Here is a 21,062-nt window from a genome sequence, read left to right on the forward strand (position 1 = left end):
ATATTAATCACCATTACCTTAGGAATAACTATTAGCTACAGAGTTGTTTTTAATAAAATAAATCATCTTTAACTCTCTGGCTAACAAGGACTTAACTTATATGTTTGAACAAACTTTTAAAAACATCGACGACATTTTTCATAAAGACGCAGGCTGTTCCAGCGAACTAGACTACACCGAGCAATCGTCGTGGATGCTATTTTTAAAATACCTTGATGACTTAGAGTTCACTAAGTCTCAAGAAGCCGAATTAATGGCAGAAGATTACCAATACATTATTGAAGAAAAATACCGTTGGAGTTCGTGGGCAGCGCCTAAAACTGCTAATGGTGAGTTTGATCACGACAACGCCTTAACTGGCAGCGATTTAATGGATTTCGTTGATGGTGAGTTATTCCCTTACCTTAAAGGTTTTAAGCTGCGTGCTAAAAGCCCTGACACTATTGAATACAAAATTGGTGAGATTTTTAGCGAAATCAAAAACAAAATTCAAAGTGGTTATTCACTGCGTGATGCACTAGAGAAAGTAGACGAACTGCGTTTTCGCTCACAAGAAGAAAAGCACGAGCTTTCCCATCTTTATGAAACAAAAATTAAAAGCATGGGTAACGCTGGCCGTAACGGCGGTGAATACTACACACCACGCCCATTAATTCGCGCCATGATCGACGTATTACAGCCACAAATTGGCGAAACGATTTACGACGGTGCCGCAGGTTCGGCAGGTTTCTTATGTGAAGCATACGACTACCTTCGCCAAGGTGGTGCCAGCAACAAGCAGCTTTCAACCAGCGACTTAAAAACCCTGCAAGAAAACACCTTTTACGCCAAAGAGAAAAAATCTTTAGCGTACGTTATCGCCATTATGAACATGATTTTGCATGGCATTGAAGCACCTAACGTTATTCACACCAATACACTGGGCGAAAACCTACAAGACATTACCCCAAGCAACCAGCACGATATTGTATTAGCTAACCCGCCCTTTGGTGGTAAAGAGCGTAAAGAAGTTCAACAAAACTTCCCGATTAAAACCGGTGAAACTGCCTTTTTGTTTTTGCAGCACTTTATAAAAATGCTCAAGCCTGGTGGCCGCGCCGCTATTGTTATTAAAAACACCTTTTTATCGAATACCGATAACGCCGCCATTGCTTTGCGTAAAGAGCTATTAGAAAACTGCAACTTACACACCGTGCTAGATTGCCCAGCCAAAACCTTCTTAGGCGCTGGTGTAAAAACCGTGGTGTTGTTTTTTACCAAAGGCGAACCAACTCAAAAAACTTGGTTTTATCAACTAGACCCTGGCCGCAGCTTGGGTAAAACCAATCCGCTAAACGATAACGACTTAAAAGAGTTTGTAGAGTTACAAAAGGGCTTTGAAGACAGTGCTAAGTCTTGGTCATTAGCTACGACTGAACTTGATGATACAGCATGGGATTTATCGGTAAAAAATCCGAACCAAGCAGAAGAAACCTCACTGCGTGAGCCACAAGCGATCATAGAAGAAATCATCGCGCTTGATAAAGAGAGCGAAGCGATTCTTGGTAAGATTCAGGAGTTGTTGTGATGGGGTGGTCCATATCTAAAATGAGTGAAGTCACTAATATAATAAGTGGTGGAACACCTAAAAGCGGTATTTCCGACTATTGGTTTGGTGATGTTAAGTGGATTACGCCGAAAGATATGGGGAAAATCACTGGTATTTACGTCTCAGAAACAGGTAGAAATATCACTCGACTAGGGCTAGAGAAATCTTCAGCTAAGCTAATTCCTGAAAGCTCGGTAATTCTCTCAACCCGAGCACCTATTGGTCACCTAGCTATTAATAAAGTCCCTATGGCAACGAACCAAGGTTGCCGGGGGTTAGTACCTAAAAGCACTTTAGATACCAAGTTTTTGTATTATTTTTTATTGAAGAGCGTCTCATTATTAAATGATTTGGGAAGTGGAACTACTTTTAAAGAGCTATCTAAAACTGCTTTAGAGAAAGTAGAAATACCACACCCTGAGATTACCGAACAAAAACGCATCGTCGCCATTCTCGATCAAGCCTTTGCCGATATAGAACAAGCCCGCGCCAAGGCTGAGCAAAACCTCAAAAACGCCCGTGAGCTATTTGAAAGCTATTTGCAGCAAGTGTTTAGCCTGCGTGGTGAGGGGTGGGTTGAGATAACCCTAGGGGATGCAGCAGAAGTAAGCACAGGCGGAACACCGCTTAAATCCAAAAATGAATTCTGGGATGGGGATATTCCTTGGTATTCATCAGGGGAGCTTAACGATACTTTCACAATAGAATCTAAAAGCTGTATTACAGCAGCCGGGCTAGATGGTTCAAATGCCAAGATACTTCCTGAGGGCTCCTTATTGGTTGGCATGTACGATACAGCAGCTTTAAAGATGTCTATTTTGGATAGGGACGGTGCTTTTAATCAAGCTATAGCTGGAGTAAAGCCAAATAATAGAATTAATCTGGAGTTTATACTTCATTCGATTAATTCTATTAAACCTGAGCTGTTGAAGCTTAGGCGTGGTGTTCGTCAAAAGAATCTTAATAAAAGTAAGATTAAGGGGATACCCATTAGGCTTCCATCTTTAAGCGAGCAAAATCAGGTAGTGGAAGAGCTAAGGCTAATTAGAAGAAACACCGATGACTTAGCTGTTATTTATACTCAAAAATTAAACGATTTAGACGAACTCAAAAAATCCATCCTACAGAAAGCTTTTTCCGGCGAGTTGACCAAAGAAAAAGAAGGAGCTGTGGCCTAATGACTCAAGCAAGGACGCGTAATGAAGCCGACACTAGAGCGGATTTAATTGACCCTAAATTAGTCGCTGCCGGTTGGGGGGACGTTGATAACAGCTTTATTCGCCGCGAGCTTATTTGCCCTGGTCAAATTATGGCCGGTGGTAAACGCGCTAATAAAGTCCCGTGTGATTATGTGCTGGTGTACAAAGGCCGTAAGCTTGCCGCAGTCGAGGCCAAAAAAGAAAGCCTGACTTATAGCGAAGGTGTACGCCAAGCAAAAGATTACGCAAAGCGCTTACAATGTCGTATTGCGTATGCCACTAACGGCCATGAGGTTTACCAGATTGATATGCTCACCGGTATTGAGACGCTGGTAGATGAATACCTGTCACCGCAAGCCCTTTGGGATTTAACCTTTGAGCAAAAAGGCGATAAACCAGAAGCGGATTACACCACCGCTTGGCGTGATGCGTTTTCTACCATTCCTTTTGAAGCTAAAGGTGATTGGGCTCCGCGCTATTATCAAGAAAACGCCATTCACAATGCCCTTGAAGCCATTGCTCAAGGCGAGCCTCGAATTTTGCTAACGCTTGCTACTGGTACGGGTAAAACCTGTATTGGCTTTCAAACAGCGTGGAAGTTATTTAAAACCCGTTGGAGCTTAACCGCGCAGAAAGATATAAGCCTTGCTAAAAAGCGCCCGCGTATTTTATTTTTGGCCGATCGTAATATTTTAGCCAATCAGGCATTTAATGATTTCGGGCCGTTTGGTGAAGATGCTATTGTGCGTATCACCCCTGAAAATATTCGCAAACGAGGCGGCGTTCCTAAAAATGCGAGTGTGTTTTTTACTATTTTTCATACGCTTATGTGTGGGCCTAAAACCGAATTAAAAGAAGCCACAACAGAAGAAGATGAAAATGCGCCAGTCAACAAGGCAGAAAACCCGTATTACGAGCAATACCCAGCTGATTTTTTTGATTTAATTATTATTGATGAATGTCACCGTGGTGGCGCAAATGATGAAAGTGTATGGCGTGATATTCTTAATTACTTTGCCCCCGCTGTACAGCTAGGCTTAACCGCCACACCGAAGCGTACCGATAACGCTGATACCTATGGTTACTTTGGCGAACCCGTTTACAGCTATACTCTAAAAGAAGGCATTAACGATGGTTTTTTAACGCCATTTAAAGTGTTACCGATTGTTGGCACTATGGATGAGTACAAGTATATCGAGGGGGATGGTGTTGTTGTAAAAGGCGACCCTGAGCCTGGTAAACTGTATAAAGAAGGTGACTTTAACCGCATTATTACCATACCTCAGCGCGAAGAACGCCGTGTACACTATTGGATGGATCGCTTTAATCCTAAAGAAAAAACCATCGTGTTTTGTGCAACACAAGTTCATGCCGGTATGGTGCGCGATTTTATTAATCAGTACGCAGTTAAAAAAGGCTGGACCACCAACACTAACTATTGTGTTCGTGTTACTGCTAACGATGGTGTAGCGGGTGAAAATGACTTAAAAACCTTTTGTGATAATGAAAAAACCATTCCGACAATCTTAACCACATCACGCAAACTCTCTACTGGTGTCGATGCACGTAATGTACGCAATATTGTGCTTATGCGACTTTGTAACAATATGATTGAGTTCAAGCAGATCATAGGCCGAGGCACCCGCACATACGATGGCAAAGACTACTTTACCATTTACGACTTCGTAAAAGCGCACCATAACTTTGCTGACCCAGCTTGGGATGGTGAGCCAATACCCAGCGAAGTATGCCCAGAGTGCGGCACAACCCCATGCCAATGTGAAGACACTGGCGGCGAAGGTGCCGGTGAAAAGAAACCGTGCAAGGTGTGTGAACAAAAACCATGTGTTTGTGAAAAGCCAGAGCCTGAAGGCTGTGAAAAATGTGGCGAGAGACCATGTGTGTGTGAAAAGCTCGAAATAAAGCTCTCAGACGGCCGTACGCGGCAAATTAAGCATATATCCTCAGCAATGTACTGGAGTGCTGAAGGCAAGCCCATTACAGCTAAAGAGTTTGTTGAACGTATGTTTGACGACTTACCGCGCTTTTTTGAAAACGAAGACCAACTACGTGAAATTTGGAGTGACCCAACCACCCGCGAAAAGCTATTAGAAGACTTAACCGAAGCGGGTTACGATAGCGAAAAGCTCGACAGCATGAAGGCCGTAATTGATGCACAAGATAGCGACGTATACGATGTTTTATCCTACTTAGCGTATGCCTCAGAGGCACAAACACGCACAGAACGAGCTCAACAAGCAAAACCTAAAATAAATTCAGCGTTTAGCGACTATAAACAACAAGAGTTTATCAACTTTATATTAAGTAAATACATTGAAGACGGCGTGCAAGAGCTTGCACCTAAAAAAATGCGCAGCTTAGTAGAGCTTAAATACAACACAATTAACGACGCCGCCATTGAGTTTGGATCACCGGCAGCTATACGCGACACGTTTATTGGTTTTCAGAAGTATTTATATGAATAAGAAAGAATCATTTGGAAAAAGCTTATTGAATTTTTTAGTCGCTGGTAGTGGGGTTGTATGAAAGCGAAAATAATTGAGTTGCTTACTAATAATCCAGGGTTAAAAGGTAAAGAGATAGCTAGAAAACTAAGCCTTGAAAAAAAGAGCGTAAACTCTTTCTTATACCATGACAAAAGCGGTACTTTTATTGAACGAAAAAATGAATGGTTTTTAGCTAATATAGGTGTCGTACTTCGATTTGAAAAGAGTGGTTGGCTAACTACTTGTGACTTTGAAGCACTTCTCAAAGAAGGAAGTGATGTTTGGTGTGACTCTGTAGAAATTGTAAGGTTTGAGTTTTATAATTGCTCAATACTATTAGGTGCTATTTCCAGGCTATTATCTTTAGTTAATCAGTTAGCATCTATAGGTAAGCACGTTACTCTTGATTTTACTGGGTGCACTAAATCATTTTCATATTTGTGTAGAATTGGATTATTTGAAACTTTTCATGAGTCAGTAACTGTACTTCCTGAGAGAAAAGATAGTTCTTCTCATTATGGTAGTAATAAGAAAGTAATGGAATTCGTTTTAATACCAGCTGAAACACAGCAAACGAACTTACCTGTAAAGCTAAAAAACTCGTTTATCGAATTAGCGGGTGAGCAACATTCCAATGCGGCATTTGGTTTTATAGCTGAATTTATTAACAATATTATTGAGCACTCACAAACTCCAACCCCAGGAGTGGCAGCACTTCAAGTCTATGGTAAAAGTAAAAATAGGACGAAAGTTCAGACTGTTTTTTCTGATAGCGGAAAAGGTATCATTGGTACGTTGAGGCCTGTTTTAGCCAAACGATACCCTCAATTGCATAATAAGTATCCTCCGAACAAGGAAAATTCAGACATCCATTTATTAAATGAGGTTCTGCAGTCTGGCGGTGTAAGTGGTGCCAATGATGCTAATTATTTAGGCCGAGGTCTAGGACTTAAACTTAGTGCGAAACAAGCTGCAAAGTTTGATGCAACAATTTGTGTAAGACAAGAAACATTTGAACTTACGTTAAAATATGTCGATGGTAAGCTTGATGAATCCAATTATAGCTCAGATCTCAAAAAAATATCTGGAACCCATATATGTTTTGACTTTTTTCTGCATTAGTATGCTAGAATCTCGTTAAATAAATATAATTAATCAGAACGAATTATGTTGATAAAATTATTAGATATAACAACCGATGCCCTCCCCAATGGGAATGTTAAGGGTAAGGATGTATATTCTAAACTACATAAAATGATTGAGTCCCGACAAGAGCTGGATACATTTGGGGTTTCACTAAAAGGTATTGAAGCTACCGACGCTTCTTTTCCGCGAGAAAGTGTTATGGCTTTAGCAAAGCACTACAGAGGAGAAAAGTTTATCTACCTCACAGATCTTCAGGATGAGGATTTAATTGATAATTGGACTTATGGTGCTATTGCCAAAAACCAACCTATGACTGTTTGGAATCATAAAAAGGTATTTTTCATAGGGCCTGATATGGCTAAATCTGTTAAAGAACTGACAGATTTTTTAATAATTAAGCAAAAAGTAACAACTAATCAAGTTTCTACTCATTTTGATATTACAACGCAAAACGCAAGCACTCGCCTCAAAAATATTTTCAAATTGGGCTATGCCAAAAGAGTTGAAGAAATAGCTGAATCTGGTGGTAAAGAGTTTGTCTATAAATTAATTAAATAAATCTGGTTAAAAAACTTTATTTAATCAGATTTGTGAGTTAACCTTATTCTATTAACCAAATCCCTAAGGTCTGGTTAAAAAAATATTATTAATCAGAACGAGGTTCCAAATGAAAACTTACCACTTATTTATTTCCCATTCATGGAATTATGGACATCAATACAGCAGCTTAACTACCTTACTTAGAAATAGAGCGCTTTTTAACTTTAGGAATTACTCTGTTCCTGAATCAAATCCTATTATTGGAGCAAGAACCGATAAGCAGCTTGAGGCGGCTATTGAGAATAAAGTTAAAGCTAGTTCAGTAGTAATAATAATGACGGGCGTGTACTCAACTTATAGTAAATGGATAAATAAAGAAATCGCTATAGCTAAACGTTTAGGAAAACCAATTTTAGCTGTAAAACCATATGGGGCAACGAATATGTCTTCAGTAGTTAGAGGTGCAGCAGATGAAATATGTAACTGGTCGACTGAAAGCGTTATTTCAGCAATTCGTCGTTTGGCTTAAGGGAGATAAAAAAATGAGAAAAGCTCTTTTTATAGGTGTAAACGGCTATACCTTCATTAACCCATTAAGTGGCTGCAATAATGATGCAATAGAGATGGCTTCTGTTTTAACAAGACATGCATCAGGTACTCCTAATTTTCACAGTAAAACTTTGACTACTGCAGAAGATAATCTTAGTAGGCATACTTTAGAAGCATCAATTCAAGAGCTGTTTTCAGGTTCTTGCGATGTTGCATTACTCTATTTTGCTGGTCATGGTTGTTTCGATACAAATCTTCATGAAGGAATGATTCTGCCCCAAGATTATAGAAATACAAGCGACGGTATTCGTGTAAGTGACATTCTTACTTGGGCTAGTAATGCAACTGAGATAAAAAATAAAATTATTATTCTTGACTGCTGTGAAGCTGGCGGAGCTGGAGAAAGTAAGCAATTGAAAGGTGGCTCAAGCATAATTAGTGATGGTATTACTATCTTAACGGCATGTAGAAAAGATGAGTATGCACAAGAGTGTGCCGGACATGGCGTTTTCACTAGACTGTTACTTCAAGCATTGCACGGGGGGGCTGTTAATGTTCTTGGTCACGTTACCCCCGGTAGCTTATATTCTTTTGTTGATAATGCACTTGGTCCTTGGGAACAACGACCTGTTTTTAAAACAAATGTTTCTGAGTTTATTTCTTTAAAAGAGCACACACCACTTGTACCTTTAGAAACACTGAGAAGATTACCTGAATGGTTTCCTGAAGCTGAGTCTGTATTCGCTTTGACACCAGCTTATGAGCCTGAGCACCCTGACTTTGATCCTAAGTTGGGAGAAGTTTTTTCTCAACTGCAGCAATGTAATAGGCATAGTTTAATAGAGCCTGTCGATGCTGAGCATATGTACTTTGCAGCCATAAACTCTAGAGGATGTCGTTTGACTGCTCTAGGATTTTATTACCGTGAATTAGCAAAGAAAGGACATTTTTAATGAGTGTATTTATTAGTTATAAACATTTAGATCGTGATTTAGCTATGCAAATTGATCGTCGATTGAAGCTTGATAACATTACTACTTACTTAGATGTTCTAGATGCCGAATCTCAATCGACAGTGGATATAACAACAGTTATTACAAAGAATATAGCAAAGTGTACTCACTTAATTGCTGTAGTATCGAAAGAGACTGCTACATCTTGGTGGGTCCCTTTTGAAATCGGTGAGGCAACAATATCAGCTAAACGGATTGCTTCTTATCGTTCTAGCTTTAGCCCATTACCGGAATATTTAGAAATGTGGCCGAAAATGGATAGTATGCAACACTTGGAATTATTTATTGCAGCATATAAAAATGAGCAGCGAGAATCAGTTTATAATCGTAATATGTTTGAGTCCGTAGGGTCTGTAGGAGTTAAATCTGCAAGCGACTTCCATAGTACGTTAAAAGCTAAAATTCGCCGTGGGTATTAAATTATTTGAACACTACATTTATGCCAGTTGTTGGAAATAGCTGGCATAAATAATAGTTGTAATCTCTTTATCTGCCAAGAAATGATTTTTAATTTTTATTAGAAATTAATGTAGGTAATTTTTGGAGTTTTATTTGCACATAAAATAAGATTAATATCAATTGGTTGCCATATTTTTCCTGATTAGCTTACATTTTACACGCGAAGTTTTACAGGTGCAGCCGTTGAAATGCGCGACAACCCCAAGCTTGCAAATGTACCGCTGGCAATTGGCGGTAACAGTCGCCGTGGAGTGCTCTCTACCGCTAATTATATTGCCAGAGAATATGGTGTGCGCTCTGCTATGTCTAACTATCATGCCAAACAGCTTTGCCCCGATTTAGTTATTGTGCCGGGGAGAATGGCTGTTTATAAACAAGTATCAACTCAAATCCGCGCTATATTTAACCGCTATACTGATCTTGTAGAGCCTCTTTCACTTGATGAAGCGTACCTAGATGTTACCGACAGTACTGCATTTAAAGGCAGTGCAACGTTAATTGCTGAGCAGATCCGCACCGATATTTTTAATACCACAGGGCTGACCGCTTCTGCGGGGATTGCGCCAATTAAATTTATAGCCAAAATTGCTAGCGATGAAAATAAGCCCAATGGCCAATTTGTAGTATTGCCTGAGCAAGTTGACTCGTTTTTAGCCCAATTACCACTAGGTAAAATTCCAGGAGTGGGTAAGGTAACCTTGGAGAAGCTTAATTTAAAAGGGTTGTACACGGGCCAAGATGTTCGCGAAAAAGGGGCTAATTGGATGCAGCAACATGTGGGAAATTTTGGTGTGTCGTTATATCAAAAATGTATGGGAGAGCATATAGGGCGGGTTTCAACTGAGCGGATTCGTAAGTCATTGAGCGTGGAGCATACTTATGAATACAACAAAAATAGTCTTGATGAGTGCTTGGAGCAATTACCGCAACTGCTAGGTGAGCTCGAGGTTAGATTAAACAAACAGCAGCTACAAAATAAAATTAACAAGTTAAGTGTTAAAGTTAAATTTGCTAATTTTGTTGTGACCTCAGCAGATCAAGCGAATCATCAATTAAACACGGCTATTTTTAAAGAGTTACTCGCCAAAGCCTATCAACGCGGATTACAACAACCTGTGCGTTTATTAGGAATAGGTGTTGGCATTAAAAACCAACCAGAGCATAATTTACAGCTGAGTATTTTAGACGTGTAAAAGCTGTAACTCTAGGTTGCCAGTAAGTATGCAGATTACCGCAGTTTACTGGTTATAAATTGCTAAATAAATAATAATAGGGGCTACGTTTTCTAACAGGATCCTTTTTTATGGCATATCCAAAAGCAGTGTTGGCTCAGCCAGTTAGTGCAAGCCTAGATTGTGCATCACACGATGCACTAATTATTATCAGCGATGACTTTTCTCACATACCAAATACGCCTCTGCGCGATGCAATTTTAAATCAAGCTCAAGTAGACTCTCGCATAGGTAATCAAGTTACCTTGCTAGTAATTGCCGGTAAACGTGTTGTATTAGCCCCAACAGGCCCTTTAAATAGAGATTATGATGATGTACGTCGCTATTTTGATGCGGCTAAATTAGCCATTAACGAGGCTAAAGCGTCAGGCAGTGTTAACCCCGCTATTTACTTACCTGCTTTAAATACCAACAGCCGTTACCAACACGCGCTGGAAGTGGCCTATTTAGGCGCATGCCAAGCATTATGGCAGCCTCTTGAAGCACGTGAATTTCATGGTCATGGTATTGAGCCAATTACTCAAATCGGTTTAATTGATGCCAATGAACAAACGATTAAAGCAGTCAATGCATTAGCAGCTGGACAATATGCTGCACGTGATTTATGTGGTACCGAGCCTGAACGTATGGCACCACCACGCTTTGCTGATTACTGTAGCGAACTATTTAATAATAGCGCAGTGAGCGTTGATGTGATTGATGACTTGGCTGCCATTGATAAACACTATCCGATGCTAAGTACTGTTGCTCGTGCATCTTATGCAGTAGAGCGTCATCATCCACGCGTTGTTAAACTTGAATATGTACCAGAGGGTGAAGTAACGCGCACACTGATGTTTGTTGGTAAAGGCTTAGTTTATGACACAGGCGGTGCAGATTTAAAAGTAGGCGGCTACATGGCAGGTATGAGTCGAGATAAAGGTGGTGCGGCTTCTGTGGCTGGATTTATGAAAGCAGTTGCTGATTACCAGCCTAAAGGCGTTAAAGTGATTGCCTTTTTAGCAGTGGTACGTAACTCAATTGGTTCAGATTGTTTTGTTCCTGATGAAATCATTACTAGCCGTGAAGGTGTGCGAGTGCGCATTGGTAACACTGATGCCGAGGGGCGTCTAGCGATGGGTGATTTACTTAGTGAAATGAAAGATTTGGCTGTAAACGAAATAAATCCAACGCTGTTTACTGTGGCTACTTTAACAGGGCATGCTGCACGTGCGATGGGACCATATGGTGCTTATGTAGAAAATGGGCCAGCACGTAGTGCTAATATTTCACGTCAATTAGCTGATTGTGGTGATTTATGGGCTGACGGTGCAGAAGTATCACGTTCACGTCGTGAAGATTATGACTTTATAAAACCACGCACTTTAGCCGATGACGTACTTTCTAGTAATAATGCGGCTTCTGCCGTCACAGCGCGCGGTCATCAATTTCCTATGGCATTTTTAGCTGTGGTAGGCGGGTTAGATAAGCATGGTAATGAGTCTACTTTACCACTTCCTTATGTGCATATGGATATTGCCGGTAGTGGTGTTGAAGGTGGTGATTGGCAACATGGTAAACCAACGGCAGCATCAGTAAGCAGTTTATTTGCCCGCTACTGTTTATAATTATCTATAAATAAGTCTAAAAAGCCCTGAAAATCAGGGCTTTTTAATTGGTGAAAGGTATTAATTAACCTGAACTTTGGTTAAGAGGTTTACTAACGCATTGAATCAAAATGATATTTATGTTTAATTTTCTCTAGCTTGAGATAGATTTATTATCCGGAATTCAGGTTAACTCAGCTTAAAGCGCGATACCACGCTAGATAATTCAACACTGCTTTGTTTGAGTTTGTCGCTGGCAAGGGTTAAATCCTTCGTATTACCTAATGATTGCTCCGTTGATTGCGAAAGATCGTTAATTCTTAAGTTTACTTCATCTGCGGCCGATGTTTGCTGCTCTGTTGCTCTTGCAATTTGGCCGTTCATATCGGTGATCACCGCTACTAACCTGTCTATTTCATCCAGTGATGTATTTGCTGAAGAGGCTTGTTCAACCGTAGAAATAGAAATTTCTTGGCTAGATTTTACCGCCTCAACTGCGGCTTTAGCGCCTTCTTGCAGTTTAGCTATCATGGCTTGAATTTCATCAGTGCTTTTACCCGTTCGACTTGCTAAGGTTCTTACTTCATCGGCTACGACGGCAAAGCCTCTACCATGCTCACCTGCCCGTGCAGCCTCAATGGCTGCATTGAGTGCCAACAGGTTAGTTTGCTCTGCAATACTTCTTATTACATCAAGCACCGAGCCAATATTATTACTCTCTTGAGCAAGATCAGCGGTTACTTTGCTTACGGTTTCTATATTACTCGAGAGGGTTTCAATGGCGATAATCGTTTTAGATACCACATTTTTACCCGTTGATGCATTACTGGCAGTATCATTTGCGGCTTGTTCAGCGGCTTCGGCATTACGGCTAACATCATGAATTTGATGAGTCATTTCCTCCATTGCAGCGGCTACTTGGGTGCTACTGTCGTTTTGAAGCTCAATAAACGACTGGCTGGTTTTGCTAGAATCATCTACAGCATGGGCATGCTCGTTTACATCGTTTGCGCTTTTGGCGACTAGTACTAAAGACTCTCTAATTTTAGAGACAAATAAATTAAATGATCTCGAAAGTTGAGATATTTCATCATTACCATTTTCGTTGAGAGTACGAGTTAAATCCCCCTCACCTTGAGAGATATCTTTCATCATCTGCGCTGCTAAACGAGTCGGCGTTAAAATGCTTCGGCCAATAAAGTAGCTAAATAACACCACCACAATAATCATAATAACAACGTTGATTATGATGATAGTGCGCTGCTGCGAAAAGGCACTGTCTATGGTATCAAGATAAACTCCCGAGCCGATTATCCATTGCCACTGATCAAAACCTTTAACAAACGCAATTTTATCTACGGGGTTGTCATTACCGGGCTTTGGCCATTTATAAGGCACATAACCTTCGCCGGATTGTTTTACAACGCTAACCATCTCAACAAATAACGGGGTGCCATCAGGGTCTTTATTATTAGTTAAATCTTTTCCCTCAAGAGCTGGCTTTATTGGGTGCATTACCATGGCTGGCTGATAATTGTTGATCCAAAAATAGTTAGTATCATCGTAACGCAATGAGCGTATTGATGCGATTGCTTGAGACTGTGCTTGTTGGCGAGTAAGAGTTTGGTTTTGTTCAAGGGCTGCATAGTGCTTAATAGTACTATATGCAGTTTCTACCACATTTTTAGTTTTAAGGTATTGCTCGTTTTTGAGCGCTTGGTATTGGTTACTCAAGCTCGAAATACTCAATACAATTAAACCAAATATTACAATCCCTACTAAAATGGCTAGACGTTGAAATATAGTAAAACGACGGAGATTTAGCATAAACATGTTCCTGTATAAGAGCATTACTTCTCTTTAATAAGCATAGTTAAAATATAGGCTAATAGAGCTTTATTTTCATAATATTGAATTTTTATATTTAGTTGTTAGCGGTTAATTTAAATACAATACAAGTTGCGCGCTCAGGCTTAGATTTTTAGTTACCCTATGCTTAAATGGATTTAATTATTGTTTGTTGACGTTTCAATATATCTTATTTGCATAAAAAAAGGCTGATACTTGTATCAGCCTTTAGTCGAATAACTTAGTTAGTTTGTATTAAAATTACGGTTAAAGAAGTTAGTAATAGTTTGATGTAAATGAGTTTGAACTTGTTTACCGCGAAGACTATGTTTTGAGCCTGGGTAAGTCATCATTTCAAACTGTTGATTGTTATCTTGCAGCTGTTTAAACAATTTTGTTGCATGGGTAAACAACACGTTGTCATCGGCCATACCATGGTAAATCATTAATGGGCCTTTAAGGCCTTCAGCATATGGGAAAACAGCACTGTCGGTATAACCTTGCGCATTTGTATCAGGGTGACCCAAGTAACGCTCGGTGTAGTGAGTATCGTATAAGGCCCAGTCAGTTACAGGAGCGCCAGAAACACCGGCACTAAAGTAATCGCCTGCTTTAAACATGGTCATTAGCGCCATATAACCACCGTAGCTGTGACCATAAATACCAATGCGTGCAGGGTCTACGTAATCAAGTGTACGTAAAAACTCAACGCCTTTAATCTGATCAGCTACTTCAACAACACCTAAATTTTTATATATTGCATCTTCAAACTTTTTACCACGATTGTAAGAGCCGCGGTTATCTAGTTGAAAAATAACATAACCTTGTTGCGCCATATATTGAAAGTATAAGTTTTTACTACGCCAGCTATTAGTTACTCGCTGAGCATGAGGGCCGCCATACACGTTAACAATAACTGGGTGCTTTTTACCCTTAGCCATGTTTGTAGGTTTAAATAAACGGTAATGCATAACTTGGCCATCTTTAGCGGTAATAGTACCGTACTCAGGCTTTGCTAAATCGGTTAAAAAGGGAGTTAGTGGGTGAGAGTCGTCTAGTTTATTCTCTTCAAGCCACGTAATAAACTCTCCATTGATTTTGCGCAGTGCTGCTGAATTTGGCTTATTCACCGATGAACTAGTGTCAATGAAGGTTTTGTTATCTTTTGCCAGTACAACATTGTGGTATTGGCCTTTTTCAGTAATGCGCTTAATTGCCCCTTTTTTAAATAAAGGCGCACTGTATAAGTGACTTTCAAGCGCAGTATCTTTACGCGCTGCAAAGTAAACTATACCATTTTTTTCATCTACGCCTTTTAAGCTATCAACAACCCAGTCACCAGTAGTTATTTGACGAATAAGTTGGCCATTATTAGCATACAAATAAAGGTGCTTAAATCCATCTCGCTCCGAGGCCCACACAAAATGTTTTTTATCTTTTAAAAACTCAAGATCAAAATGTAGGTTTATCCAAGTATCGCTTTTTTCAGTTAATGCGACGGTTTGCTGTTTCGTTTTACTGTTGTAAAAGCGTAATTCTAAATTGTGCTGAGAACGATTTTGCCACTGGTAAGACAGGGTGTTGCTATCGTTTAACCATTTAGCACGAGCGATATAAATATCTTTATCTTCACCTAAGTCAACCCAGTCAACTGCTTGGTCATTAAGTTTTACAACACCAAGTTGAATGTCAACATTGTTAGTGCCAGTAAATGGGTAACGCTGATTAAATAGCTTTACTTCATCAGCATAAATTTCGTTACGAATTGCTTCTTGAACAGGGCTTTCATCAACGCGAGTAAAGGCGATTTTAGATTCATCATTTGCCCACCAATAACCGGTCATGCGGCTCATTTCTTCTTGCGCCACAAATTCGGCCATACCGTTTTTAATAACGCCACCGCCATCTTTACTTAATTGAATTTCTTTACCAGATGCCAGTTCTAATGCGAAGAGGTTTTGCTCACGAACAAACGACACAAAATTCCCTTTTGGAGAAAAGCGCGCATCGGTTTCAAATGCTTCAGTGTTAGTCAGCTTTTTACTATTTTTTGTTTTTAAGTCGAAGTAATAAAGGTCGCCATTAAGAGGAAATAATAACGCTTTACCATCTTTTGACCATTTGTATTCAAGAATACCTTTACCAAAAATACGCTGGCGTTCACGGCGTGCTTTTTCTTCATCTGACAGGTTTTCTGGGCCTGAAAATAATTGCGCTGAATCAACGAGCAATCGATTGGTGTTATCTTTTAAATTATATTCCCATAAATCATAGCGGTTATAGTCATCTGCTTTACCTTGTAAGTAGGTAACACGGCTACCATCGGGAGAAAACTTAAGTTGTACCGGAGATTTGCCAGCTAAGCTTGGATCATCAAATATGCGCTCAAGCGTTAACGGCTTTGCTTGAGCGCTTAACGCGCCCGCCATCAGGGGGATTGCCAGTGAGAGGTGTTTTAGTTTTTTTAACACAGGATTGCCTTTACTTACATAAAATTACCCCCGATGGTAAAGCACAAGCGTGTGCAACTGCAACTAAATGCTATAAAGTGTGAAGTAAAATAACCTAAGGATTTAACATGCGCGAAACATCATTTACCTTAGCCCCAGAGCTGACAAGAGATTGTATTGAACTGGCCGATTGGCCTCTTTGTAAGGTATTACTACTAAATGACAGCCAATACCCATGGTTTATATTAGTTCCTAGAATAGCGGGTTTAAAAGAGATAATAGATTTAACCGAGCAGCAACAAATCACTTATTTACAAGAGTCGGCTAAGCTCAGCCATTTATTAATTGAGGTGTTTAATCCTGATAAGTTAAATGTGGCCGCGCTTGGCAATATGGTTCCGCAATTACATATTCATCATATAGCGCGTTTTAAAACAGATATTGCATGGCCTGCGCCGGTATGGGGCAAGTTTCCAAGTGTCCCTTATACTAATGAGCAGATAGAGCAATTAAAAACGCATTTTTAAAATCAGAATGGGTTACTTTGAGGAGATAGTATGAAATTAATAAAACAACTCTGCACTAGTGTATTTATAGCAGCCATTGCTGTTTCAACAGTAATAGCGAGCGAGCAGCCGGTAGCTACGGATGTAGTAAATAACGTTAGCATTAAAAACTTTGCAGCACATAACAACCTGATTTTTTCAGCAGCGCAACCGACTAAAGAGCAGTTTAAGCAATTATCGCAAGCCAAGGTAAAGCATGTTATTAATTTACGTGCAGCAGATGAGCAAGACTGGGATGAAGGCGCGTTAGTCAACTCTTTAGGAATGAGCTACCACTTAATTGAGATTGCGGGTGCAAAAGACGTAAACACTGATAATGCAAAGCAGTTAGCCAATCTTTTAGAGCAACTTAAAGGTGAGTCGGTGGTTGTTCATTGTGCAAGTAGCAACCGTGTTGGCGCGTTAATGGCTATTTCAGCCCATCAGCAAGGTACAGATATAAAGTATGCGATTGAAATCGGTAAGCAGTGGGGAATGGCAAGCCTTGAACCGGTTGTACGCAAAGTGATGAATGACAAATAAGCATTCTGATAAGTAATAAAAAAGCGTTACAATGTAACGCTTTTTTATTTAATTAGCTTTTGTTAATTAAGGCCAAGCACATCTTTGCCTTGTTTAAAGGTCACATCTACAGGGATGTTCGCTTTGCTTAACTTTTCTAAATCTTTAGCAAGTTCCGCTTTAATATCGCCATGAGTGGCAATAAGTTGATCTACTTTTTCGTAATCACCGTCACCTTGTAGAGTTAAAATAAGGCGCGATAACTTTGCCATAGCATCCCCCATTTTATCCATGTTGATGCTATAAAGCCCGTCTTCATTTTTAGAAAAAGCACCTTCTTGAGCAAAAAAGTTAAAGCGGATCATGTTTGCTTTACCATGTGCACTTGAGGCACCGAAACGCACTGAGCGGAAAATACCCGCCATAAAGGTGGTGTAGTAATCTTCTAACGTCCCTTCAGTGATCTCACCTTTTTTAAGTAACTGTTCAACCATGTATAAACCAAGAATATCGGCTTTACCTTCTTCTAAAGCACTAGCGTGTTCTTGAAGTGATTGGCGAACGGTACCTTTACCCGTTAAGGTGTTTTTAATCCCTAAACCGTGAGCCACTTCATGGAACATGGTATTGGCAAAAAATGCATCAAAGGTAATGTGTTTGCGTTGCTCTGGCACAATTAACTGCTCTGAGATAGGCACTAAAATTTTATCAAACTTCGCACGCATTGCGTTTTTAAGCTGTAAACGACGTGTGCCTTTTTCTAATTGCACTTGCTCATCATTGGGCAAGTTAATTGCAATGGTTTTACTGCCAGCATTTGAGTGCCCAGCATAATAAACAACATCATAGGCATTTAAGTCGGCATCTGAGCCCGGTACTTCTTGCTTGTATTTGCTATCGACAGGTAAGCCTTTTTGCAGCTCAGGTAAAAACGCTGCAAATTTCGCTAGTCGCTCGCTCCACTTTAAATCTTTAATAAGAACATACGATTCATAAGCTGCGCGGTAACCAAATAATTGGTCTTCGTAGTTTTCAATTGGGCCAATAACCACATCAATTGGATTATTTTTCATATCCATCCAAGCGAAGTCAGAGGCTTGGAAGTCATCGCTTTGTATTGCGTCAGCTCGTAAGTTTAAGTAGTTGGCGAATTCTTGATCGTCGGCTAGTTTGCTGGCTTCTCTAAGTAACTCTGCAGCTTGAGCAAGCTCTACTGCATACTCTTCTGAATAAGGTGTGCTGTATAAATTACCAAGCTCATCGCGTTTAATCAGTGAGTAAAGACCTGTTTTATCTTTTACATCAGCGTTAGTAAGCTCTTCTTTGGTGATGTCGGCTGGGTAAAAGCCTGCACCAAGCGGTTTTTCTTTATAGCCTGATAAGAATACTTCATCGCCGTTTAAGCGATCCCATGGGCCATAGTTAATATCAGCAAACTGACGTACTTTTTCATCATCTAGTTGTGCTAAAAAGTCTTTTTTATCTTTACCAAATGCTTGCTTCCAGAATAAATCATCCATAATTTTTGAAGCATCAATAAGTTTAGCTACCATAGCTTTTTGATTGTCAGACAAGTGTGATAAGTCACTTTGTAAACTAAAGTCTGTGTATATGTCTAAGCGTTGACGGTCAATATTAATAAGCGCTGGCCCAGAAGGCGTTTGAGAAGCCGTTGGCGCTGAGCTTTGCGGCGTATTACTTGAAGACGGTGCTTGCTCAGAGCAGGCACTAAGAAAAACGATGCCAGAGAGCAGTATTGCTTGGCTAATTTTATTTAAGATCATTATATTGCCTTTAAAAAGTCTATTTTATAACTTGTATACTGTAAGTTAAGGTACTGAAGCGTGTTAATGTGCCTTAGCATGTTTGCATTAAAGCAAAACCCACTAGCAAATAGCAAGTATTAGGCGTTAGTGCGCATAAATCAGTGAGGCACTAGTAAATAATCAATAATTATCTACAATTTTTTCTACTTTGGGTATATGTTTAGTACTGCTAAGCTTTGAAATAATTAATAATATAAGACTTGCTGTAAAGTGTAGGTCATTAAGCAAAGGGATATTTTATGTCTACAGAAAATGCCTTACTCACAATTTTGGTTGACAGAATTAACAACGACACACTGGTGTTACCTACGTTACCAGAGGTAGCGATTAAGGTTCGTCAAGCCGCTGACAATCCAGATGTAAATTTGATGCAAATGTCAGATGCAATAGCACATGACCCTGCACTGTCTGCGCGAATGATTAAAGTAGCAAATAGTGCCATTATGGGTCGTGCTGTAAAGGTGTCTAACTTACATCAAGCAGTGACACGTATTGGCTTAAGGCAAATAAAAAATATAGCTACAGCCATGGCAATGGAGCAGCTGTTTGTATCTAATAATGAGCTAATAAAGGGATACATGGGCAAGGCGTGGCAAAAAACGCTGCATGTGGCCTCGCATTCTATTTCATTGATGGAGTTTTATTTAAAAAGAAATACTCACACTTCGCTTAACCGTGATGCCATTACACTAGCTTCATTGGTTTATAATATTGGGGTGTTACCGATTTTAACTGAGGCTGAGCGACACCCAGAAGTGTTTGCCAATCCGAGTTTTTTAGCGCACGCAATTCAACGCTTAAGCGGTAAAATTGGCGGCTCAATTATGAAAGCATGGGAATTCCCAGACGTGTTTGCAGAAGTTGCACAGCACTGGGCTGATGTTAACTATCGCTCTACTGAAGTGAGTTACATCGACTTTATTCGCATTGGTGCAATCCTTGAGGGAACCCTACAAGTATCAGATAAATCTGCGGCGCTACAAACCTATATTGATAAAGGCATTTTTCCTTCATTAGAAATGTTAGAGAGTGAGGAATACTTGCATATGGTTGAAGACGTAAAAGAAATGTTTAGCTAAATTTTTGAACAATAAAAAGCACGATTAGTATCGTGCTTTTTTATTTGTTTAATAAAGCTTTTACGCTAAATCGTCTGCATCACCTAAGCCTTGAGTAAGCTCTTCAAGAAGCAGTTTTATTTCCTCAGATGCAAGAATAAAGTCAGCGTCTAGTTTAACCGCCATATCTTCTTTAGGAATATCGGCATTTTCTTCTTTAAGTGTTTCGCTATAGCTTAAACGTTTAATTGAACCATCGTTTTGTAGCATAAACTTAACGCGTTCTTGCCAATCCAAGGCAAGCTTAGTGACGCGTTTACCACTTTCAAGGTGCGATTTTACTTCGTCACACGCTAAGTCATGGCCTTTAAGCTTAACTTGGGCTCCACTGTCATCCGCTTCTTCAAGCTCAGCATCAGAGCCTATAGCGAAGCCCTCTGGAGTACTAAAGTTAGTAAGCCAGTCAGTTAAAAACACATCTAAATCATAGTTAGCAAACGCAGGAACAACGGGTAGCGTACCTAATGATTTACGTAGTAACGCCAGAAGCTCTTCAGCTTTATTAAAGCTTGCGCTATTAACTACAACCCAACCATTTTCCTGGTCTATGAACGCAAACTGTAGGCTCGACTTTTTAAATGCTTGTGGCAGTAGCGTGTGCAAGATGTTTTCTTTTAATTCATCTTTTTCTTTTTTCTTTACTGGTCGATTTTCTTCAGCTTCAATCTGATCAACCTTCTCTGCAACAAGCTCATTTATTACAGATGCCGGTAACACTTTCTCTTCACGCTTGGCACACACTAAAATGCTTTTTTGTGAAAAGTGAGACAAAGTTTCACCATGTTTACCAAATGCTTTTGTCCAGCCAAATGTCGCCAACTCTTGGCCAGTACATGGACGAAATAGATCTTGTTCTAACGCCTTGTCAAAGTCTTCTTGAGTGTACGAAACGTCTTGTTTAAAGCGATAGCATATAAGGTTACTAAACCACATA

At 39.8% G+C, this 21,062-nt stretch carries 17 protein-coding genes; 13 read left to right on the forward strand and 4 right to left on the reverse strand.

The window, feature by feature from the left end:
- The first annotated feature begins 100 nt into the window (after positions 1-100).
- The 10 genes from FLM47_RS03510 to FLM47_RS03555 all read left to right on the forward strand — a co-directional run bounded on the left by FLM47_RS03510 (position 101) and on the right by FLM47_RS03555 (position 11,840).
- A complete protein-coding gene (locus FLM47_RS03510) occupies positions 101-1,567 on the forward strand; it encodes an N-6 DNA methylase (RefSeq protein WP_178955222.1) in 1,467 nt (488 codons plus the stop codon).
- Positions 1,567-2,766 (forward strand): restriction endonuclease subunit S, encoded by a 1,200-nt coding sequence (locus FLM47_RS03515; RefSeq protein ID WP_256729732.1) that lies wholly within the window; start codon positions 1,567-1,569, stop codon positions 2,764-2,766. Before FLM47_RS03510 ends, FLM47_RS03515 begins: the two co-directional genes overlap by 1 nt.
- Positions 2,766-5,273: an EcoAI/FtnUII family type I restriction enzme subunit R gene (hsdR, locus tag FLM47_RS03520; protein WP_178955226.1), complete on the forward strand. Its 2,508-nt coding sequence runs from the start codon at positions 2,766-2,768 to the stop codon at positions 5,271-5,273. The genes FLM47_RS03515 and hsdR overlap by 1 nt, the downstream gene beginning before the upstream one ends.
- Positions 5,274-5,330: 57 nt before the next feature.
- A complete protein-coding gene (locus tag FLM47_RS03525) occupies positions 5,331-6,416 on the forward strand; it encodes an ATP-binding protein (protein ID WP_178955228.1) in 1,086 nt (361 codons plus the stop codon).
- Positions 6,417-6,461: 45 nt separating this feature from the next.
- On the forward strand, positions 6,462-6,998 hold the full coding sequence (locus FLM47_RS03530; RefSeq protein WP_178955230.1) for a DNA-binding protein: 537 nt from the start codon (positions 6,462-6,464) through the stop codon (positions 6,996-6,998).
- A 109-nt stretch (positions 6,999-7,107) separates the two neighbouring features.
- Entirely contained in the window at positions 7,108-7,509 is a 402-nt protein-coding gene (locus tag FLM47_RS03535; RefSeq protein ID WP_064665414.1) for a TIR domain-containing protein, read from the forward strand.
- Complete coding sequence (locus FLM47_RS03540; protein ID WP_218648494.1) at positions 7,451-8,482, forward strand: caspase family protein; 1,032 nt, start codon at positions 7,451-7,453, stop codon at positions 8,480-8,482. The genes FLM47_RS03535 and FLM47_RS03540 overlap by 59 nt, the downstream gene beginning before the upstream one ends.
- Positions 8,482-8,961 carry a toll/interleukin-1 receptor domain-containing protein gene (locus tag FLM47_RS03545; RefSeq protein ID WP_178955232.1) on the forward strand — a complete coding sequence of 160 codons (480 nt, stop codon included), beginning with the start codon at positions 8,482-8,484 and terminating at the stop codon, positions 8,959-8,961. The genes FLM47_RS03540 and FLM47_RS03545 overlap by 1 nt, the downstream gene beginning before the upstream one ends.
- Before the next feature lie 228 nt (positions 8,962-9,189).
- The gene (gene dinB / locus FLM47_RS03550; RefSeq protein ID WP_178955243.1) at positions 9,190-10,194 is read left to right on the forward strand and encodes a DNA polymerase IV; all 1,005 of its coding nucleotides are present in this window, start codon (positions 9,190-9,192) and stop codon (positions 10,192-10,194) included.
- Positions 10,195-10,304: 110 nt separating this feature from the next.
- Positions 10,305-11,840 (forward strand): leucyl aminopeptidase family protein, encoded by a 1,536-nt coding sequence (locus FLM47_RS03555; protein WP_178955245.1) that lies wholly within the window; start codon positions 10,305-10,307, stop codon positions 11,838-11,840.
- A gap of 168 nt (positions 11,841-12,008) precedes the next feature.
- Here the strand turns inward: FLM47_RS03555 and FLM47_RS03560 are convergent, their stop codons facing one another.
- Complete coding sequence (locus FLM47_RS03560; RefSeq protein WP_178955247.1) at positions 12,009-13,646, reverse strand: methyl-accepting chemotaxis protein; 1,638 nt, start codon at positions 13,644-13,646, stop codon at positions 12,009-12,011.
- A 266-nt stretch (positions 13,647-13,912) separates the two neighbouring features.
- The gene (locus FLM47_RS03565) at positions 13,913-16,138 is read right to left on the reverse strand and encodes a S9 family peptidase (protein WP_178955249.1); all 2,226 of its coding nucleotides are present in this window, start codon (positions 16,136-16,138) and stop codon (positions 13,913-13,915) included.
- Between the two features lie 107 nt (positions 16,139-16,245).
- Between FLM47_RS03565 and FLM47_RS03570 the strand changes: the two genes are divergently transcribed.
- Positions 16,246-16,644 carry an HIT domain-containing protein gene (locus FLM47_RS03570; RefSeq protein ID WP_010390912.1) on the forward strand — a complete coding sequence of 133 codons (399 nt, stop codon included), beginning with the start codon at positions 16,246-16,248 and terminating at the stop codon, positions 16,642-16,644.
- Between the two features lie 30 nt (positions 16,645-16,674).
- Positions 16,675-17,205, forward strand: a complete 531-nt coding sequence (locus FLM47_RS03575) for a hypothetical protein (RefSeq protein ID WP_178955251.1) — start codon at positions 16,675-16,677, stop codon at positions 17,203-17,205.
- A 62-nt stretch (positions 17,206-17,267) separates the two neighbouring features.
- Here the strand turns inward: FLM47_RS03575 and FLM47_RS03580 are convergent, their stop codons facing one another.
- Positions 17,268-18,968: a Zn-dependent hydrolase gene (locus FLM47_RS03580; protein ID WP_138605190.1), complete on the reverse strand. Its 1,701-nt coding sequence runs from the start codon at positions 18,966-18,968 to the stop codon at positions 17,268-17,270.
- 281 nt (positions 18,969-19,249) lie between these two features.
- On the opposite strand from FLM47_RS03580, the gene FLM47_RS03585 reads away from it, so the two are divergent.
- Positions 19,250-20,089, forward strand: a complete 840-nt coding sequence (locus tag FLM47_RS03585; RefSeq protein ID WP_138605188.1) for an HDOD domain-containing protein — start codon at positions 19,250-19,252, stop codon at positions 20,087-20,089.
- Positions 20,090-20,149: 60 nt separating this feature from the next.
- Here the strand turns inward: FLM47_RS03585 and rdgC are convergent, their stop codons facing one another.
- Positions 20,150-21,061, reverse strand: coding sequence for a recombination-associated protein RdgC (rdgC, locus tag FLM47_RS03590; protein WP_109875483.1), 912 nt, complete (start codon positions 21,059-21,061; stop codon positions 20,150-20,152).
- Between the last annotated feature and the right edge of the window lies 1 nt (position 21,062).

This window comes from Pseudoalteromonas sp. Scap06 (assembly GCF_013394165.1).
In the GTDB taxonomy this organism is placed as follows: domain Bacteria; phylum Pseudomonadota; class Gammaproteobacteria; order Enterobacterales; family Alteromonadaceae; genus Pseudoalteromonas.

Bases quoted from the DNA above. Each gene is read 5' to 3' on its own strand.
- FLM47_RS03510 (WP_178955222.1), top strand. From the start codon at position 101: ATGTTTGAACAAACTTTTAAAAACATCGACGACATTTTTCATAAAGAC.
- FLM47_RS03515 (WP_256729732.1), top strand. From the start codon at position 1,567: ATGGGGTGGTCCATATCTAAAATGAGTGAAGTCACTAATATAATAAGT.
- hsdR (WP_178955226.1), top strand. From the start codon at position 2,766: ATGACTCAAGCAAGGACGCGTAATGAAGCCGACACTAGAGCGGATTTA.
- FLM47_RS03525 (WP_178955228.1), top strand. From the start codon at position 5,331: ATGAAAGCGAAAATAATTGAGTTGCTTACTAATAATCCAGGGTTAAAA.
- FLM47_RS03530 (WP_178955230.1), top strand. From the start codon at position 6,462: ATGTTGATAAAATTATTAGATATAACAACCGATGCCCTCCCCAATGGG.
- FLM47_RS03535 (WP_064665414.1), top strand. From the start codon at position 7,108: ATGAAAACTTACCACTTATTTATTTCCCATTCATGGAATTATGGACAT.
- FLM47_RS03540 (WP_218648494.1), top strand. From the start codon at position 7,451: ATGAAATATGTAACTGGTCGACTGAAAGCGTTATTTCAGCAATTCGTC.
- FLM47_RS03545 (WP_178955232.1), top strand. From the start codon at position 8,482: ATGAGTGTATTTATTAGTTATAAACATTTAGATCGTGATTTAGCTATG.
- dinB (WP_178955243.1), top strand. From the start codon at position 9,190: ATGCGCGACAACCCCAAGCTTGCAAATGTACCGCTGGCAATTGGCGGT.
- FLM47_RS03555 (WP_178955245.1), top strand. From the start codon at position 10,305: ATGGCATATCCAAAAGCAGTGTTGGCTCAGCCAGTTAGTGCAAGCCTA.
- FLM47_RS03560 (WP_178955247.1), bottom strand. From the start codon at position 13,646: ATGCTAAATCTCCGTCGTTTTACTATATTTCAACGTCTAGCCATTTTA.
- FLM47_RS03570 (WP_010390912.1), top strand. From the start codon at position 16,246: ATGCGCGAAACATCATTTACCTTAGCCCCAGAGCTGACAAGAGATTGT.
- FLM47_RS03575 (WP_178955251.1), top strand. From the start codon at position 16,675: ATGAAATTAATAAAACAACTCTGCACTAGTGTATTTATAGCAGCCATT.
- FLM47_RS03580 (WP_138605190.1), bottom strand. From the start codon at position 18,968: ATGATCTTAAATAAAATTAGCCAAGCAATACTGCTCTCTGGCATCGTT.
- FLM47_RS03585 (WP_138605188.1), top strand. From the start codon at position 19,250: ATGTCTACAGAAAATGCCTTACTCACAATTTTGGTTGACAGAATTAAC.
- rdgC (WP_109875483.1), bottom strand. From the start codon at position 21,061: ATGTGGTTTAGTAACCTTATATGCTATCGCTTTAAACAAGACGTTTCG.